The 17,829-nt window shown below is 63.0% G+C and carries 15 protein-coding genes; 3 read left to right on the top strand and 12 right to left on the bottom strand.

Annotated features, from left to right (window positions below):
• Positions 1–4: 4 nt before the first annotated feature.
• Positions 5–1,012: a nucleoid-associated protein YejK gene (gene yejK, locus OO258_RS00585; protein ID WP_110745770.1), complete on the bottom strand. Its 1,008-nt coding sequence runs from the start codon at positions 1,010–1,012 to the stop codon at positions 5–7.
• 370 nt (positions 1,013–1,382) lie between these two features.
• Between yejK and OO258_RS00580 the strand changes: the two genes are divergently transcribed.
• On the top strand, positions 1,383–1,664 hold the full coding sequence (locus OO258_RS00580; protein WP_003255106.1) for an HU family DNA-binding protein: 282 nt from the start codon (positions 1,383–1,385) through the stop codon (positions 1,662–1,664).
• A 50-nt stretch (positions 1,665–1,714) separates the two neighbouring features.
• Here the strand turns inward: OO258_RS00580 and rlmF are convergent, their stop codons facing one another.
• The 5 genes from rlmF to OO258_RS00555 form a co-directional block, all read right to left on the bottom strand.
• Positions 1,715–2,668: a 23S rRNA (adenine(1618)-N(6))-methyltransferase RlmF gene (rlmF, locus tag OO258_RS00575; RefSeq protein ID WP_266028441.1), complete on the bottom strand. Its 954-nt coding sequence runs from the start codon at positions 2,666–2,668 to the stop codon at positions 1,715–1,717.
• 178 nt (positions 2,669–2,846) lie between these two features.
• Positions 2,847–5,693, bottom strand: a complete 2,847-nt coding sequence (locus OO258_RS00570; RefSeq protein WP_266028439.1) for a valine--tRNA ligase — start codon at positions 5,691–5,693, stop codon at positions 2,847–2,849.
• 84 nt (positions 5,694–5,777) lie between these two features.
• Positions 5,778–6,143 (bottom strand): DNA polymerase III subunit chi, encoded by a 366-nt coding sequence (locus OO258_RS00565; RefSeq protein ID WP_266028438.1) that lies wholly within the window; start codon positions 6,141–6,143, stop codon positions 5,778–5,780.
• A 5-nt stretch (positions 6,144–6,148) separates the two neighbouring features.
• Positions 6,149–6,577 (bottom strand): DNA polymerase III subunit chi, encoded by a 429-nt coding sequence (locus OO258_RS00560; protein WP_266028437.1) that lies wholly within the window; start codon positions 6,575–6,577, stop codon positions 6,149–6,151.
• A gap of 50 nt (positions 6,578–6,627) precedes the next feature.
• A complete protein-coding gene (locus OO258_RS00555) occupies positions 6,628–8,121 on the bottom strand; it encodes a leucyl aminopeptidase (protein WP_110745765.1) in 1,494 nt (497 codons plus the stop codon).
• Between the two features lie 301 nt (positions 8,122–8,422).
• On the opposite strand from OO258_RS00555, the gene lptF reads away from it, so the two are divergent.
• Together lptF and lptG are read left to right on the top strand one after the other, a co-directional pair.
• A complete protein-coding gene (lptF, locus tag OO258_RS00550; RefSeq protein WP_266028434.1) occupies positions 8,423–9,538 on the top strand; it encodes an LPS export ABC transporter permease LptF in 1,116 nt (371 codons plus the stop codon).
• Complete coding sequence (gene lptG / locus OO258_RS00545) at positions 9,531–10,592, top strand: LPS export ABC transporter permease LptG (protein ID WP_266028433.1); 1,062 nt, start codon at positions 9,531–9,533, stop codon at positions 10,590–10,592. The genes lptF and lptG overlap by 8 nt, the downstream gene beginning before the upstream one ends.
• Before the next feature lie 78 nt (positions 10,593–10,670).
• On the opposite strand, the gene OO258_RS00540 is transcribed toward lptG, so the two are convergent.
• The 6 genes from OO258_RS00540 to gcvH form a co-directional block, all read right to left on the bottom strand.
• A complete protein-coding gene (locus OO258_RS00540; RefSeq protein ID WP_110745761.1) occupies positions 10,671–11,159 on the bottom strand; it encodes an RDD family protein in 489 nt (162 codons plus the stop codon).
• An 89-nt stretch (positions 11,160–11,248) separates the two neighbouring features.
• Positions 11,249–11,461: a cold-shock protein gene (locus tag OO258_RS00535; protein ID WP_110745760.1), complete on the bottom strand. Its 213-nt coding sequence runs from the start codon at positions 11,459–11,461 to the stop codon at positions 11,249–11,251.
• A gap of 357 nt (positions 11,462–11,818) precedes the next feature.
• Positions 11,819–12,940 carry a glycine cleavage system aminomethyltransferase GcvT gene (gene gcvT / locus OO258_RS00530; RefSeq protein ID WP_266028430.1) on the bottom strand — a complete coding sequence of 374 codons (1,122 nt, stop codon included), beginning with the start codon at positions 12,938–12,940 and terminating at the stop codon, positions 11,819–11,821.
• 27 nt (positions 12,941–12,967) lie between these two features.
• Positions 12,968–14,344, bottom strand: a complete 1,377-nt coding sequence (locus tag OO258_RS00525) for an L-serine ammonia-lyase (RefSeq protein WP_266028429.1) — start codon at positions 14,342–14,344, stop codon at positions 12,968–12,970.
• Positions 14,345–14,493: 149 nt separating this feature from the next.
• The gene (gene gcvP / locus OO258_RS00520; RefSeq protein WP_266028428.1) at positions 14,494–17,349 is read right to left on the bottom strand and encodes an aminomethyl-transferring glycine dehydrogenase; all 2,856 of its coding nucleotides are present in this window, start codon (positions 17,347–17,349) and stop codon (positions 14,494–14,496) included.
• Between the two features lie 11 nt (positions 17,350–17,360).
• Positions 17,361–17,744 (bottom strand): glycine cleavage system protein GcvH, encoded by a 384-nt coding sequence (gcvH, locus tag OO258_RS00515; RefSeq protein WP_266028427.1) that lies wholly within the window; start codon positions 17,742–17,744, stop codon positions 17,361–17,363.
• Positions 17,745–17,829 lie beyond the last annotated feature (85 nt).

Here is a 17,829-nt window from a genome sequence, read left to right as displayed (position 1 = left end):
CTGATCAGTCTTTACGCCGCTTGAGCTGGTCCACCAGAGTGGTCGGCAGCCCTTTGATAATCAAAGTCCCTGCTTCTTCGTCATACTCCACCTTGTCCCCCAGCAAATGCGCCTCGAAGCTGATCGACAGCCCCTCGGCCCGCCCGGTGAAGCGGCGGAACTGGTTGAGGGTGCGCTTATCTGCCGGGATCTCTGGCGACAGCCCGTAGTCCTTGTTGCGAATGTGGTCGTAGAACGCCTTGGGCCGGTCCTCGTCAATCAGGCTGGACAGTTCTTCCAGCGTCACTGGCTCGCCCAGCTTGGTCTGGGTGGTGGCGTACTCGACCAAGGTCTGGGTTTTTTCGCGGGCCGATTCTTCCGGCAGGTCTTCGCTCTCGACGAAATCGCTGAAGGCCTTGAGCAGGGTGCGGGTTTCGCCCGGGCCGTCGACGCCTTCCTGGCAGCCGATGAAGTCGCGGAAGTAGTCCGAAACCTTCTTACCATTTTTGCCTTTGATGAACGAAATGTACTGCTTGGAGTTCTGGTTGTTCTTCCACTCGGACAAGTTGATGCGCGCTGCCAGGTGCAGTTGGCCGAGGTCGAGGTGGCGGGAAGGGGTCACGTCGAGCTCGGCGTTCACCGCCACGCCTTCGCTGTGGTGCAGCAGGGCGATCGCCAGGTATTCGGTCATGCCTTGCTGGTAGTGGGCAAACAGGATGTGCCCCCCGGTGGACAGGTTGGATTCTTCCATCAGCTTCTGCAGATGTTCGACGGCCACCCGGCTAAAGGCCGTGAAGTCCTTTTCTTCATCCAGGTATTGCTTCAGCCAGCCACTCAGCGGGTAGGCGCCAGACTCGCCGTGGAAAAAGCCCCAGGCCTTGCCTTGTTTGGCGTTATAGCTGTCGTTGAGGTCGGCGAGCAGGTTTTCGATGGCGTCGGAAGCGGCCAGTTCGGAGTCGCGGGCATGCAGTACGGCGGGGCTGCCATCGGGCTTTTTGTCGATCAGGTGAACGATGCAATGACGGATTGGCATGGGATTCTCGGCGAGCTGCAAAAGTCGTCAAGTTTAACCCAGACATCAGGTGATGCAGTGGCCGGATGTTGGCAGAAATGCCGGTTGTTCGTTTTTTGTTCAATTTTGTGCGTTTTAGGCTGAAACCCCCGAAAAACCTGCATTAAATCGAAGTGCGCAGCGGATATTTATCCGTTCCTGTGGTAGCTTTGCGCGGTCTTGCGCCCCTTGTGTGGCGCATTGCTGGCAGCTTGCTGTCGGCGTGTCGAACCAAACGCCGATTTACGTATCTACATACGCGATTGGCGCGGCCCTCCATTTCAAGGGGCTGGCCCGATAACGTCGTAGTTCGCTGCATAACCATCGAATTTGATAGGGAAGGAACACCACCATGGCATTGACCAAAGACCAACTGATTGCCGACATCGCCGAATCGATCGCCGCGCCAAAAGCCACCGCCAAGAACGCTCTGGAGCAACTGGGCCAGATCGTTGCCGACCAGCTGGAAAACGGCGCTGAAATCACTCTGCCAGGCATCGGCAAGCTGAAAGTCTCCGAGCGTCCTGCCCGTACCGGCCGCAACCCTTCGACTGGCGCTGCCATCGAAATCGCTGCCAAGAAAGTCGTCAAGTTCGTTCCAGCCAAAGTGCTGACCGACGCCATCAACAAGTAATTGTTGAAGCTTTGACGAAACCGCGCCCGGCTTGCCCGGGCGCGGTTTTTTCATGCCTGTGATTTACGCGTGGCGTGCCAGGCCTGGCGCGTTGCATCGTCGTGGAAACTCCAGGCGACCATGCGGCTCTGCTTTTGGCCCTGGCCCATTTCGATGATGCGCACGGCCTTGGTGCCGGCTTTCTTCAGTGCGGCTTCGATCCCTGGCAGGTTGCTGGCCTTGGATACCAGGCTGGTGAACCACAGCACCTGCCCGGCGTACTGCACGCTTTCGCCGACCAGTTGGGTGACAAAGCGGATTTCGCCGCCCTCGCACCACAGTTCATTGTTCTGGCCACCAAAGTTCAGTACCGGGAGCTTGCGCTTGGGGTCCTGCTTGCCGAGGTTCTTCCACTTGCGCTGGCTACCGCGCGTAGCTTCGTCGCGTGAGGCATGGAAGGGCGGGTTGCACAGGGTGAGGTCGAAGCGTTCGTCCGCTTGCAGCAGGCCGCTGAGGATGCTCCCGCGGTTGGCCTGCTGGCGTAGGCTGATAGCCTTGCCGAGGTTGTTGGCCTGGACGATGGCCTTGGCCGAGGCCAGGGCTACCGGGTCGATGTCGGAGCCGAGGAAGCGCCAGCGGTAGTCGCTGTGGCCCAGCAGCGGGTAGATGCAGTTGGCGCCTACGCCGATGTCCAGCGCACGTACCTGAGCGCCTTTGGGGATTTCGCCCGCGTTGTCCGTGGCCAGCAGGTCGGCGGCTACGTGGATATAGTCGGCGCGGCCGGGAATGGGCGGGCAGAGGTAGTCGGCGGGAATGTCCCAGTGCTGGATGCCGTACTGGGCCTTGAGCAGGGCACGGTTGAACACCCGCACGGCTTCAGGGTTGGCGAAGTCGATGCTGGGTTTGCCGTGGGGGTTGGTGATGGTGAAGCGTGCCAGGTCAGGGTGGGCCTTGATCAGGCTGGGGAAGTCGTAGCGGCCTTGGTGGCGGTTGCGCGGGTGCAGGGTGGGTTTGTTCGGGGTCATGGCAGTGTCCAGCCCTATACGAGCGGTGGTTTGAAGAACCTGGGGCGGCTGTGCAGCCCTTTTGCGACACAAGGCCGCTCCCACAGAAGGTTGGCGCCTTGAAGGTTGGCGCCGTCCTGTGGGAGCGGCCTTGTGTCGCGAAAGGGCCGTGCAGCCGCCCCAACGGTCTCTCTAGTGATTACAGCGCAGCAATCCGCGCATGCTGCTCGGTAAAGTTGGCCAAGGCCTGCTCGGACTCGGCCAGCTTCGCGCGTTCCTTCTCGATCACCGCCGGCGGGGCTTTGTCGACGAAGGCGGCGTTGGACAGCTTGCCACCCACGCGTGCCACTTCGCCCTGCAGGCGCTGGATTTCCTTGTTCAGGCGCGCCAGCTCGGCATCCTTGTCGATCAGCCCGGCCATTGGCACCAGTACTTGCAGGTCACCGACCAGGGCGGTAGCGGACAGTGGCGCTTCGTCGGCATCACCCAGCACGGTGAACGACTCGACCTTGGCCAGCTTCTTCAGCAGCGCTTCGTTTTCCTGCAGGCGACGCTGGTCGTCAGCGTTGGCGTTCTTCAGGAACAGCGGCAGCGGCTTGCCCGGGCCGATGTTCATCTCGGCGCGGATGTTGCGCAGGCCAACCATCAGCTCTTTCAGCCACTCGATGTCGCCTTCGGCAGCGCTATCGATGCGGCTCTCGTTAGCCACCGGCCACGGTTGCAGCATGATGGTCTTGCCTTCGATGCCCGCCAGCGGCGCAATGCGCTGCCAGATTTCTTCGGTGATGAACGGCATGAACGGGTGCGCCAGGCGCAGCGCCACTTCCAGCACGCGCACCAGGGTGCGGCGGGTACCACGCGCGCGCTCGACCGGGGCGTTTTCGTCCCACAGTACGGGCTTGGACAGTTCCAGGTACCAGTCGCAGTACTGGTTCCAGATGAACTCGTATAGTGCCTGGCTGGCCAGGTCGAAGCGGAACTGCTCGAGCTGGCGGGTCACTTCGGCCTCGGTGCGCTGCAGCTGCGAGATGATCCAGCGGTCCGCCAGCGACAGCTCGTAGGCTTCGCCGTTCTGGCCGCAGTCCTCGCCCTTGTCGAGCACGTAGCGGGCAGCGTTCCAGATCTTGTTGCAGAAGTTGCGATAGCCTTCGACTCGGCCCATGTCGAATTTGATGTCGCGGCCGGTCGAGGCCAGCGAGCAGAAGGTGAAGCGCAGGGCGTCGGTGCCGTAGCTGGCGATGCCTTCGGGGAACTCGGCCTTGGTCTGCTTGGCGATTTTCTCGGCCAGCTTGGGCTGCATCATGCCGCTGGTGCGCTTTTCCAGCAGGGCGTCGAGGGTAATGCCGTCGACGATGTCCAGCGGGTCCAGCACGTTACCCTTGGACTTGGACATCTTCTGGCCCTGGCCGTCACGCACCAGGCCGTGCACGTACACGGTCTTGAACGGTACCTGCGGGGTGCCGTCCTCGTTCTTGATCAGGTGCATGGTCAGCATGATCATGCGCGCAACCCAGAAGAAGATGATATCGAAGCCGGTCACCAGTACGTCGGTGGAGTGGAACTTCTTGAGGAATTCCGTCTGCTCCGGCCAGCCCAGGGTAGAGAAGGTCCACAGGCCCGAACTGAACCAGGTGTCGAGCACGTCGTCGTCCTGGCGCAGGACCACATCGGCCCCCAGATTGTGCTTGGCACGCACTTCTTCCTCGTTGCGGCCAACGTAGACCTGGCCGGCCTCGTCGTACCACGCCGGGATGCGGTGGCCCCACCAGAGCTGACGGCTGATGCACCAGTCCTGGATGTCACGCATCCACGAGAAGTACATGTTTTCGTACTGCTTGGGCACGAACTGGATGCGGCCGTCTTCCACGGCGGCGATGGCGGGTTCTGCCAGCGGCTTGGTGGATACGTACCACTGGTCGGTCAGCCACGGCTCGATCACGGTGCCCGAGCGGTCGCCTTTTGGCACTTTCAGGGCGTGGTCGTCGATGCTGACCAGCAGGCCCTGGGCGTCCAGGTCTGCGACGATCTGCTTGCGCGCAACAAAGCGGTCAAGGTTGGCGTACTGGGCCGGCAGCTGGGTGTCGATTTGCTCGTTGACGCTGCCGTCGAGGTTGAACGCCTGGGCGCTGGCCAGCACGAAGGCGTTCTTGTCGAAGATGTTCAGCAGCGGCAGGTTATGGCGCTTGCCGACTTCGTAGTCGTTGAAGTCGTGTGCCGGGGTGATCTTCACGCAACCGGTACCGAAAGCCGGGTCGCAGTAGTCGTCGGCGATGATCGGGATGCGGCGGCCGACCAGCGGCAGCTCGACGAACTTGCCGATGAGTGCCTGGTAGCGCTCGTCGTTCGGGTTGACCGCAACGGCGGCGTCGCCCAGCAGGGTTTCCGGACGGGTGGTGGCAACCACCAGGTAATCCTGGCCTTCGGCAGTCTTGGCACCGTCGGCCAGCGGGTAGCGCAGGTTCCACAGGTGGCCTTTCTCGTCGTGGTTTTCCACTTCGAGGTCGGAGATGGCCGTGTGCAGCTTGGTGTCCCAGTTGACCAGGCGCTTGCCGCGGTAGATCAGGCCGTCTTCATGCAGGCGCACAAAGGCTTCCTTGACCGCTTCGGACAGGCCGTCATCCATGGTGAAGCGCTCGCGGCTCCAGTCGACCGACGAGCCCAGACGGCGGATCTGGCGGCTGATGTTGCCACCGGACTGGTCCTTCCATTCCCAGACCTTTTCCAGGAACTTTTCGCGGCCCAGGTCGTGCCGGTTCTGGCCTTTGGCTTCAAGCTGGCGCTCGACCAGCATCTGCGTGGCGATACCTGCGTGGTCGGTGCCGGGCTGCCACAGGGTGTCGCGGCCTTGCATGCGGCGGAAACGGATCAGGGCGTCCATGATCGCATTGTTGAACCCGTGGCCCATGTGCAGGCTGCCGGTTACGTTTGGCGGCGGGATCATGATGGTGTAGGACTCGCCTGCACCTTGTGGAGCGAAATAGTTCTCGGACTCCCAGGTGTTGTACCAGGAAGTTTCGATGGCGTGCGGCTGGTAGGTCTTATCCATGCGCGGCGGGACCCTGTGCATTTATTCGGGAAAGCCGGGAAGTATAACCAAGCTGGAGGCCGCAGGCGACACCGATGCCCGGCTCTACTCGGAACGCTTGATCAAACGCTCGATCCGCGCATCCAGCCGGCGCTTGATCTCGTTCTCGATATGTGGGGTGAAGTCGTTGATCACGTCCTGCATGATCATCTGGGCCGCCGCGCGCAGCTCGCTTTCCAGGTGCAACAGGGTGTCCTGGCGGCGGGTCTGGGGGTCTTCCTCGGGTTCGACAGCGGTGGGTTCGGCAACCGACGCGGGGTTGCCAGCAGGTTCTTCCAGCAGCAGCGGTATCTGCTCTACCGTTTCGGTCAGCAGCGGCGGTTGCAGGTCGGCGTCGCCCAGCAGCTGGCGGATCGACTCGAGGTCGTCGAGCAGATGGGCGGAATCGGGCAGGGGGGAGTGCTTGTCCATCGTCGTCAAAGTCGCTGTAAGCGGTGGTCTTGCAGAGCATAGCCCTGTTCACGGTAGAAACGGAATCGCTCACGTGCCGATTGGCGGATGCCGGGGTCCTCGACGACGATTTCCGCCACCCGCTCGAACTGGCCGACAAAGGCCGGCACACTGGCGCCCAGGTTGATCAGCAGGTCGCGATGGTCACCGGCGTTGTCAGCCAGGCCCAGGGCCACGCCGGCATCGGCATGCACCTCGGCCATGTCGTGAGGTACGAACGCTTCGCCCTTGAAGCGCCACAGGCGCTGATCCAGCTCGTCGCGCTGCTCGGCGTCCTGGCAGTGCAGATAAACCCGGTGGCCAAGGCGCCAGGCCTTCTCGCACAGCTTGCAGGCGAAATCGAGCCGCGCCGACAGCGAGTCGGTGGGCAGGATGTAGAAGTCGACTTTGCTCATGGTCGTTATCGCCGGCCGGCGGCGCGCCAGGCGCCACCGGTTTCACGGCATCAGGCGCCAGCGCGGTCCAGCAGGTACTGGGTCAGCAGGGGCACCGGGCGGCCAGTGGCGCCCTTGTCCTTGCCACCACTGACCCAGGCGGTGCCGGCGATGTCCATGTGCGCCCAGTTGTAGGCTTTGGCAAAGCGTGACAGGAAGCAGCCGGCGGTGATGGTGCCGGCTTTCGGCCCACCGATGTTGCCCATGTCGGCGAACGGGCTGTCCAGTTGCTCCTGGTACTCATCGAACAGCGGCAGCTGCCAGGCACGATCGTCGGCGCGCTTGCCGGCGTCGAGCAACTGGCCGACCAAGTCGTCGTTGTTGCCCATGAGGCCGGTGGTGTGGCTGCCCAGGGCGACAATGCAGGCGCCGGTCAGGGTGGCGATATCGATCACGGCCTGTGGCTTGAAACGCTCGGCGTAGGTCAGGGTGTCGCACAGCACCAGGCGGCCTTCGGCGTCGGTGTTGAGGATTTCCACGGTCTGCCCGCTCATGGTGGTGACGATGTCACCTGGGCGGGTAGCGCCGCCGCTTGGCATGTTCTCGGCGCAGGCCAGCAGGCAGACGAGGTTGATCGGCAGTTGCAGTTCCAGCACGGCGCGCAGGGTGCCCAGCACGCTGGCGGCACCACACATGTCGTACTTCATTTCGTCCATGCCGGCGCCAGGCTTGAGGCTGATGCCACCGGTGTCGAAGGTAATGCCTTTACCGACCAGCACGAATGGCTTGTCGGCCTTCTTGGCGCCCTGGTAGTTGAGCACGATCAGGCGTGGCGGCTGGTCGCTGCCCTGGCCCACGGCGTAGAACGCGCCCATGCCCAGGTCCTTGATCTTCTTCTCGTCCAGCACTTCAACCTTCAGCGCCTTGTGCGCTTTGCCCAGGTCCTTGGCCTGCTCGGCGAGGAAGCTAGGGTGGCACAGGTTTGGCGGCAGGTTGCCGAGGTCGCGGGTATAGGCCATGCCGGTGGCGATGGCTGTGGCGTGCCGGACTGCGCGCTCAACCTCGGCCAGCCCGGCCTTGTCGGCCAGTAGGGTGACCTTTTTCAGGGCGCGCGGCTCGGCTTTCTGGCTCTTGAAACGGTCGAACACGTATTCGCCGTCCTGCAGGGTTTCGGCCAGCAGGCGATACTTGCCGTAATGGGCGTCGCGGTTGCTGACAGCGATATCGTCCAGTGCCAGCACCGCATCTGCGCCGTTCAGGCCCTTGAGCACGCCAGCGACACTGGTGACCAGCTTGCGCCAGGCGCGGTCGCCCAGGGCTTCTTCCTTGCCGCTGCCCACCAGCAGCACACGCTCGGCCTTCAGGCCCGCAAGGTTGTGCAGCAGCAGGGTCTGGCCAGGCTTGCCGGCCAGGTCGCCGCGCTTGAGCACGGCGCTGATGGCGCCTGCGCTGGCCTCGTCGACCGCCTTGGCAACAGCGCCGAGTTTGCGGTTTTCACCTACCGGAATGACCAGGGTGGCGGTTTTTACAGATGCAGCAGCTACGCTTTTTACAACCAGTTCCATGTCAGGATCCCCGAATGATCGATACGAATGGCGCTGTGCGTTGCAGCGCTCTGGACGGGCCTGGCCGCGTCGTCGCGTGCCAGCGCAAAAGCAGCCAGTTTGAGCCTGCGGCAAGCATGCTGACAACCCCGTTGTGCAGCTTCATGCGCGGCCAAGTGACAGGGGCGGTCAATCACAGGATAATGCGCGCACTTTACATGGAGGTTCGCCTTTGGCGAACCGGCATTGGTCTTGGATGTACTAAGTCATTGTCTGGCGCCATTGCATGGCCGTCTGCCCTGACAACCCAGGAGTGTCTGGTTTGATCGTCTTTCGTTATTTGTCCCGCGAGGTCCTGGTGACCTTGAGCGCCGTCAGCGCCGTGCTGCTGGTGATCATCATGAGCGGGCGCTTCATCAAGTACCTGGCCCAGGCTGCCCAGGGCGTGCTCGACCCGAGCGTGCTGTTCCTGATCATGGGTTTCCGCATGCCTGGCTTCCTGCAGCTGATCCTGCCGCTGGGGCTGTTCCTTGGCATCCTGCTGGCCTATGGGCGGCTGTATCTGGAAAGCGAGATGACCGTGCTGTCGGCCACCGGCATGAGCCAACAGCGCCTGCTGGGCCTGACCATGGCGCCGGCCGCCCTGGTTGCCCTGCTGGTGGCCTGGCTGAGCCTGAGCCTGGCACCTTTGGGCGTGGCCCAGGTGCAGCAGATCATCGCTCAGCAGGACGCCCTGACGGAGTTCGATACCTTGGTACCGGGGCGCTTCCAGACCTTGCGTGACGGCTCACGGGTAACCTATACCGAGCAGCTGTCGGACGACCGCATAAACCTGGCCGGGGTGTTCATCTCCGAGAAGCGCTTCAACCAGGACAAGACCAAGGACCGCGCGCCATCGGTACTGGTCGCGGAAAAAGGCCACCAGGAAATCCAGGCGGACGGCAACCGCTATCTGGTGCTGGAGAACGGCTACCGCTACGACGGCAACCCGGGCCAGGCCGATTACCGTGCAATCAAGTACGACACCTACGGTGTGCTGCTGCCCAAGCCGGAAGTTGCTGAAGAAGTGACTGATCGCGAAGCGATTCCGACTTCCGAACTGTTCGGCAAGAAGGGCCTGCGTGAGCGTGCCGAGCTGCAATGGCGGCTGTCGCTGCCGATCCTGGTCTTCGTCGTCACCCTGCTGGCAGTGCCGCTGTCGCGGGTCAACCCGCGCCAGGGCCGCTTCCTCAAGCTGTTGCCGGCCATTCTCCTGTACATGGCTTACCTGACAATGCTGATTTCCGTACGCGGCGCCCTCGAGAAGGGCAAATTGCCGATTGGCCTGGGCATGTGGTGGGTCCACGCCCTGTTCCTGCTGATCGGCCTGGGCCTGATGTACTGGGAACCGTTGCGCCTCAAGCGCGCCGCCCGCCGTGCGGAGGTGGCCCATGGCTAAGCTCGATCGCTACATTGGCCAGAGCGTGCTGCTGGCCATCCTGGCTGTGCTGGGGATCATTCTCGGCCTGGCTTCGCTGTTTGCGTTCATTGATGAAATGAGCGACCTGAGCGACACCTATACAGTGATGGAAGCAGGCAACTTCGTCCTGCTGACCGCACCGCGCCGGCTGTACGAAATGCTGCCGATGGCCGCGCTGATCGGCTGCTTGATCGGCCTGGGCAGCCTGGCCAGCAGCAGCGAACTGACCATCATGCGCGCGGCTGGGGTTTCGATCGGCCGTATCGTCTGGGCGGTAATGAAGCCCATGCTGGTGCTGATGCTGGTCGGCCTGCTGATTGGCGAGTACGTGGCCCCGGTGACCGAGAACAAGGCCCAGGCCGACCGTTCCCTGGCCCAGGGCGGTGGTGAAGCACAAAGTTCCAAGCGCGGCATGTGGCACCGCCAGGGCGAGGAGTATGTGCACATCAACGCCGTGCAGCCCAACGGCCTGCTGCTGGGGGTGACCCGCTATCGCTTCGACAGCGAGCGCAAGATTGTCACTTCGAGCTTTGCCCGTCGTGCGCAGTACCAGCAAGACCACTGGCTGCTCGCCGATGTGCGCACCACCTACTTCCGGGGCGACCACACTGAGGTGGTAACCGCGCCCGAAGAGCGCTGGGATGTGTCCCTCACGCCGGAGCTGCTCAATACCGTCATCCTGGCGCCCGAGTCGCTGTCGATCACCGGGCTGTGGGACTACATCCACTACCTGTCCGACCAGGGCCTGAACAACGCCCGTTACTGGCTGGCGTTCTGGACCAAGGTGCTGCAGCCGATGGTGACGGCGGCGCTGGTGCTGATGGCGATCTCGTTCATCTTCGGCCCGCTGCGGTCGGTGACCCTTGGCCAGCGCGTGTTCACCGGCGTGCTGGTGGGCTTCGTGTTCCGCATCGGCCAGGATTTGCTTGGGCCTTCCAGCCAGGTGTTCGGCTTCCCGCCGTTGCTGGCGGTAGTGATACCCGCGGGCATCTGTGCCTTGGCCGGTGTCTGGCTGTTGCGCCGGGCGGGTTGATAGCCCGAGCTGCATGAAAAAGCCGACCTCAGGGTCGGCTTTTTTGTGGCTGATGTCCCGTCGTCGGCAGGGCTCAAGTCATCTCTTTTGCTTCGGCACCCGCACCAGCTGGCTTTCTGAATAGATGTCATGCCAGCCGCGCTTGCGCTTGTCGATCAGCACCCAGAAGAACCCCAGCCCGAGGCACAACCACGACGCGATCGATACCACGAAGCGCAACAGCGCTTGCCACAGGCTGATCGCCGAGCCATCTGCATTCTGCACCCGCACGCCCCACACCTGCATGCCCAAGGTTTGCCCACCATGGGTCCAGAACTTGGCAAAGAAGCCGAACAAGGCAAACAGCAACAACGTCGACAGCAGCGGGTCGCCATCCAGTGCGCCGGCCTCGGTCAGCTCGCGCATGCGTGCTTCGCCGATGATCGCCATCTGGATCATCTTGTAGGCGCCTGCAGTCACGATCAGCAGTGCCGTGCACAACAGAAAGTCATAGAACATCGCCGCCAGGCGCCGGCCCAGGCCGACCGGCGGAAAATCACCCTGGGGTGTGAGCAGAGGCTTGGTCATGCAGAACAGCTCCAGAAATCGAAGCCACTATTCTACGGGCAAAAAAAAGCCCCTGCACTTGGCAGGGGCTTTTTGAAGTCGGGTTCGGCTTAGCCCAGGACCTGAACTTTGTCAGCCTGCATGCCTTTCTGGCCTTGAACGGCTTCGAAGGTGACCTTCTGGCCTTCTTTCAGGCTCTTGAAGCCGTTGCCTTCGATAGCGCGGAAGTGTACGAACAGATCCGGACCGCTTTCTGGGGTGATGAAGCCGTAACCTTTTTCGTCATTGAACCACTTGACGGTACCGTTCTGACGCTCAGCCATTGTCTTATTTCCTATGAAGCTTAAATTTTGATGACAGTTCTTTCGCACTTTTCTGTAAGCGAAAGATTACTGGGCTGGGTTGCAGGAAAGTAAGAGACGTCGAACGGGTTGTAGCAAATCTCGGCTACTGGCCCAGGTCACGAACTGTTGCGACCCATGCAAACACAGTGCTGTGACTCTACGCCAACTCCCGAGCGAAAAACAAGCCCTTGGTCGTAGGGAAAATTGACCGTTTGCCGACAACCGGCCGTTTGCCCGGAAACGGCATGGTGCCTGGCCTGGCGGTATGTTCAAAAGTTATTGGGGAGGTTCGAAAACGAATATCTCGAACCCGCCCCCAACCCTCACAAAGCAGTTTCAGCCACGGTAGTAACGTTGTGCTACGAAAGGCATTTTACTGACTTTCAAGGCAACCTTCTTGCCGCGCACGACAGCAAACAGTGGTGTGTCGAGAGCGCTATGTTCACTATCGATATAACCCATTGCAACGGGTGCGCCGAGTGTCGGGCCAAATCCGCCGCTGCACACTTTGCCCACCGGTTTGTCGTTGGCATCTACTATATCCGCGCCTTCGCGTACTGGCGTGCGTTCTTGCGGCAACAGGCCGACACGTTTGCGCGCCACGCCATCGCGTTGGTGGGTGAAGATCGTCTCGGCCCCCGGGAAACCGGCAGCGCGTGCGCCATCGGCACGGCGCACTTTGGAAATCGCCCACAGCAGGCTGGCTTCGATCGGCGTGGTCTCGCTGTTCATGTCGTGGCCATACAGGCACAGACCGGCTTCCAGGCGCAGCGAGTCACGAGCGCCCAGGCCGATCGGCTGTACTTCCGGCTCGGCCAGCAGGCGACGAGCAAGGGCCTCGGCTGCGTGGCCCGGTACCGAAATTTCGTAGCCGTCTTCGCCGGTGTAGCCCGAGCGGCTGACGAAGCAGTCTTCACCCAGCAGTTTTACCGGGCGGAACTGCATGAAGGTCATGCCTGCCACTTCCGGGGCCAGGCGCTCCAGCACCGTGACTGCTGCCGGCCCCTGCAGGGCAAGCAGGGCACGTTCCTCGAACAGCGGCTGCACCTGGCAACGGTCGCCAATGTGTTTTTGCAGGTGGGCCAGGTCCTGGTCCTTGCAGGCAGCATTGACCACCAGGAACAGGGTGTCGTCGCCCAGGTTGGCCACCATCAGGTCATCGAGTATGCCGCCTTGCTCATTGGTGAACATGGCATAGCGCTGCATGCCTACCGGCAGGTCGATGATGTCCACCGGCACCAGGGTTTCCAGGGCCTTGGCGGCTTCGCTACCGCGCAGGATGATCTGGCCCATGTGCGAGACATCGAACAGGCCGGCCTGCTCGCGAGTGTGCAGGTGTTCCTTGAGCACGCCCAACGGGTATTGCACGGGCATGTCGTAGCCGGCGAACGGCACCATGCGCGCACCCAGTTCCAGGTGCAGGGCATGCAGTGGGGTCTTGAGCAGTGTTTCGGACATCGGTGACTCCTTGGTGTAGTTGTCGGGTCAACATTCGATGATGTTGACGGCCAGGCCGCCACGGGCGGTCTCTTTGTATTTGCTTTTCATGTCGGCGCCGGTCTGGCGCATGGTGCGGATGACCTTGTCGAGCGAAACGAAGTGTTGCCCGTCGCCGCGCAAGGCCATGCGGACCGCGTTGATCGCCTTCACCGAGCCCATGGCATTGCGTTCGATGCAGGGCACTTGGACCAGCCCGCCAATCGGGTCGCAGGTCAGGCCCAGGTTATGTTCCATGCCGATTTCAGCGGCGTTCTCTACCTGCTGCACGCTACCGCCCATCACTTCGCAGAGCGCCCCTGCGGCCATCGAGCAGGCCACGCCGACCTCGCCCTGGCAACCCACTTCGGCGCCGGATATCGAGGCGTTTTCCTTGTAGAGGATGCCGATGGCCGCAGCGGTGAGCAGAAAGCGCACCACCCCGTCCTCGCTGGCCCCCGGCACGAAGCGCATGTAGTAGTGCAGTACAGCCGGGACGATGCCAGCGGCGCCGTTGGTGGGGGCGGTAACCACGCGGCCGCCATTGGCGTTTTCCTCGTTCACCGCCAAGGCGTAGAGGTTGACCCAATCGAGCACTGACAGCGCATCGCGCAGGCTGGCCTCCGGGTGCTGGCTCAGTTGACAGTACAGCGCTGGTGCCCGACGTTTGACCCTGAGCCCGCCAGGCAGAATGCCCTCATGCTGGCAGCCGGCTTCGACGCAATCCTGCATCACCTGCCAGATGCGCAGCAGCCCGGCGCGGGTTTCCGGCTCTGGGCGCCAGGCGGCCTCGTTCGCCAGCATTACCTGGCTTACCGACAGGTTTTGTGTGGTGCAGTGGCCAAGCAACTCTTTGGCGGTCTTGAACGGGTAGGCCAGTACAGTGCTGTCCTCGACGATGCGGTCGTGGCCGGCGGCGTCCTCGTCGACCACGAAACCGCCGCCTACCGAGTAGTACTCGCGGCTGCGGATTTGCAGGCCGGCGTCGTCGAACGCACGAAAGATCATGCCGTTGGGGTGGTAGTCCAATGGCTTGCGGATCATCGCCAGGTGCTGCTTTTCGATGAAGGCGATGCAGTGCTCGCCAAGCAGGTTGATGCGACCGCTGTCGCGGATGGCCTGCAGCCGGGCGGGAATGCTGTCGGTGTCGATGACGTCGGGGTGTTCACCCTCAAGCCCCAGCAGCACGGCCTTGTCACTGCCGTGGCCCTTGCCGGTGGCACCCAGTGAACCGTACAGCTCGGCCTTGACGCTTGCGGTACTCGCCAGCAGGCCGTCACGGCGCAGCCCTTCGGCAAACCGCGCAGCGGCACGCATCGGGCCGACCGTGTGGGAGCTGGAGGGGCCGATGCCGATCTTGAACAGGTCGAAGACGCTCAGTGACATGGTGACCTCCTGCCAAGTTCGTTGGATGGACGGGGAGCTTTGTACAAGCGGGTTTACCCGCGAATGCGGTACTGGCTGCACCGCCGCATTCGCGGGTAAACCCGCTCCCACAGAGCCCGCCACCCAAGCCAGGTGGCGGGGAGGGGCTATCAGGCGTCCTGATAGCTCTCGATCGACGGGCAGGCACACACCAGGTTGCGGTCGCCGAACACGTTGTCGACCCGGCCGACCGGCGGCCAGTACTTGCTTTCCACCAGGCTCGCCAGCGGGTATACCGCCTGCTCGCGGCTGTAGCCGTGGGCCCATTCGCCAACCAGCTCGGCCGCAGTGTGCGGGGCGTTTTTCAGCGGGTTGTCGTCCTTGTCCAGGCTACCGTTCTCGACCGCGCGGATTTCCTCGCGGATCTGGATCATCGCGTTGCAGAAGCGGTCCAGTTCTTCCTTGGACTCGCTTTCGGTCGGTTCGATCATCAGCGTGCCGGCCACTGGGAAGGACATGGTCGGGGCGTGGAAGCCGAAGTCGATCAGGCGCTTGGCCACGTCGTCGACGCTGATGCCGCTGGTGTCTTTCAGCGGGCGCAGGTCGAGGATGCACTCGTGTGCCACCAGGCCATTGCCGCCGGTATACAACACAGGATAGTGCTCTTCCAGGCGGCGGGCGATGTAGTTGGCGTTGAGGATGGCCATCTGCGAGGCACGCTTCAGGCCGGCACCGCCCATCATGCGGATGTACATCCAGGTGATCGGCAGGATGCTGGCGCTGCCGAATGGCGCGGCGCATACCGCGCCCTGGGTGTTTTCCAGCTGCCCATGGCCCGGCAGGAACGGCGCCAGGTGCGACTTGACGCCAATCGGGCCGACGCCCGGGCCGCCACCGCCATGCGGAATGCAGAAGGTCTTGTGCAGGTTCAGGTGGGACACGTCGCCGCCGAACTTGCCCGGGGCGCACAGGCCGACCATGGCGTTCATGTTGGCGCCGTCGATGTACACCTGGCCACCGTTGTCGTGGATGATCGCGCAAATTTCGCCGATCGCTTCCTCGAACACGCCGTGGGTCGAAGGGTAGGTGATCATGATCGCCGCCAGGCGCTCGCGGTGTTCGATGGCCTTGGCGCGCAGGTCCTCGACATCGACGTTGCCACGGGCGTCACAGGCGGTGACCACCACGCGCATGCCGGCCATGTGGGCGGTGGCAGGGTTGGTGCCATGGGCCGACGAAGGGATCAGGCAGATGTCACGGTGGGCTTCGCCACGGCTGCGGTGGTAGGCGCGGATGGCCAGCAGGCCTGCGTACTCGCCTTGCGAACCGGCGTTGGGCTGGAGCGACACGGCGTCGTAACCGGTGGCAGCGCACAGCATGGCTTCGAGCTCGGTGGTCATCTGCAGGTAGCCCTGGCTCTGTTCGGCCGGGGCGAACGGGTGCAGGTTGCCGAACTCGGCCCAGGTCACCGGGATCATCTCGCTGGCAGCGTTCAGCTTCATGGTGCACGAGCCCAGCGGGATCATGCTGCGGTCCAGCGCCAGGTCCTTGTCGGCCAGGCGGCGCAGGTAGCGCATCAGCTCGGTTTCGCTGTGGTAACGGTTGAACACCGGGTGTTCGAGGATGGCCGACTGGCGCAGCAGGGCGGCAGGCAGCAGCGAACCGGTGCTGGCGGCCAAGGCGGCGAAGTCAGGTTGCGCCTGGTCGCCAGCGAACAGCTGCCACAGCGACTCGACGTCAGCCTGGCTGCTGGTTTCGTCCAGCGAAAGGCCCAGGTGGGCAGCGTCGACCTGGCGCAAGTTGATGCCCTGGGCGCGCGCCTGCTCATGCAGGCTGGCGGTAGCTGTGCCGGTAGCCAGGGTCAGGGTGTCGAACGCACTGCTGCCCACTACCTGAACGCCCAGCACCTTCAGGCCGGCGGCCAGAATCGCGGTGAGTGCGTGAGTGCGCTCGGCGATGCGCTTGAGGCCGGCCGGGCCGTGGTAAACGGCGAACATGCTGGCGATGTTTGCCAGCAGCACCTGAGCGGTGCAGATGTTGCTGGTGGCCTTCTCGCGGCGGATGTGCTGCTCGCGGGTCTGCATGGCCAGGCGCAGGGCGGTCTTGCCGAAGCGGTCGATCGACACGCCAACCAGGCGGCCCGGCATGTCGCGCTTGAACGCGTCACGGGTGGCGAAGTAGGCGGCATGCGGGCCACCGAAGCCCAGGGGTACGCCAAAACGCTGGGCGCTGCCGATGGCCACGTCGGCGTCAAACTCGCCTGGAGGGGTCAGCAGGGTCAGGGCCAGCAGATCGGCAGCGACGGCGACCAAGGCGTTGGCGGCATGGAAGCGCTGCACCACGTCACGGTAGTCGAACACTTCACCGTTGCTGGCCGGATATTGCAGCAGTGCGCCGAAGAAGGCGCTGACATCACCCAGCTCGCGCTCGTCGCCGACCACCACCTCGATACCCAGCGGCTCGGCACGGGTGCGCAGCACGTCGAGGGTTTGCGGGTGGCAGTGCACAGAAGCGAAGAAGGCGTGGCTGGCTTTGTTCTTCGACAGGCGCTTGCAGAAAGTCATTGCCTCGGCAGCAGCAGTGGCTTCGTCGAGCAGGGAGGCGTTGGCGATCGGCAGGCCGGTCAGGTCGCTGATCAGGGTCTGGAAGTTCAGCAGCGCTTCCAGGCGGCCTTGGGAGATTTCTGGCTGGTACGGGGTGTAGGCGGTGTACCAGGCCGGGTTTTCCAGCAGGTTGCGCAGGATCGGCGCCGGAGTATGGGTGTTGTAGTAACCCTGGCCGATGTAGCTTTTGAACAGCTGGTTCTTGCCGGCGATGGCCTTGAGCGCGGCGAGCGCGTCGGCCTCGCTCTGGCCATCGTGGGAGCCAAGCACGCTGGTTCCCTTGATGCTGTCGGGGATGACCGCGGCGGTCATGGCGTCCAGCGAGTCGAAGCCCAGGGCGGCGAGCATGGCCTGCTCGTCAGCAGTGCGCGGGCCGATGTGACGGGCGATGAATTCGTTGGCGGTGCCGAGGTTGATGGTCATGGCGGGCTTCCTCAGGCGTCGTCGTTGGCTTTGAGCAGGCGGTCGTAGGCATCCTGGTCGAGCAGGGCGGTGACGGCGGCGGCATCCACAGGCTTGAAGCGGAAGAACCAGCCTTCACCCATCGGGTCTTCGTTGACCAGTTCCGGGCTGTCTTCGAGCTGGGCGTTGACCTCGACCACTTCACCGGTCAGCGGCATGTAGACGCCGCTGGCGGCCTTGACCGATTCGACGGTGGACGCTTCGCTGCCTTTCTCGTACTGCTGCAGCTCTGGCAGCTGGACGAACACCACATCGCCAAGGGCGTTCTGCGCGTAGGCGGTGATGCCCACGGTGACGCTGCCATCGGCTTCGACGCGCAGCCATTCGTGATCTTCAGTGAAACGCAACTCGCTCATGGGGAATCCTCAGGAAGCAGGGCGGTGGGCGCGGTGGCTCCGCGCTCTTGGGCTGCGGTTCTCTAAGCAAAAAAGCGGCCAATTA

This window comes from Pseudomonas sp. DCB_BI (assembly GCF_026240995.1).
Taxonomy (GTDB): domain Bacteria; phylum Pseudomonadota; class Gammaproteobacteria; order Pseudomonadales; family Pseudomonadaceae; genus Aquipseudomonas.
This window is presented reverse-complemented; position numbering and strand designations above follow the sequence as displayed.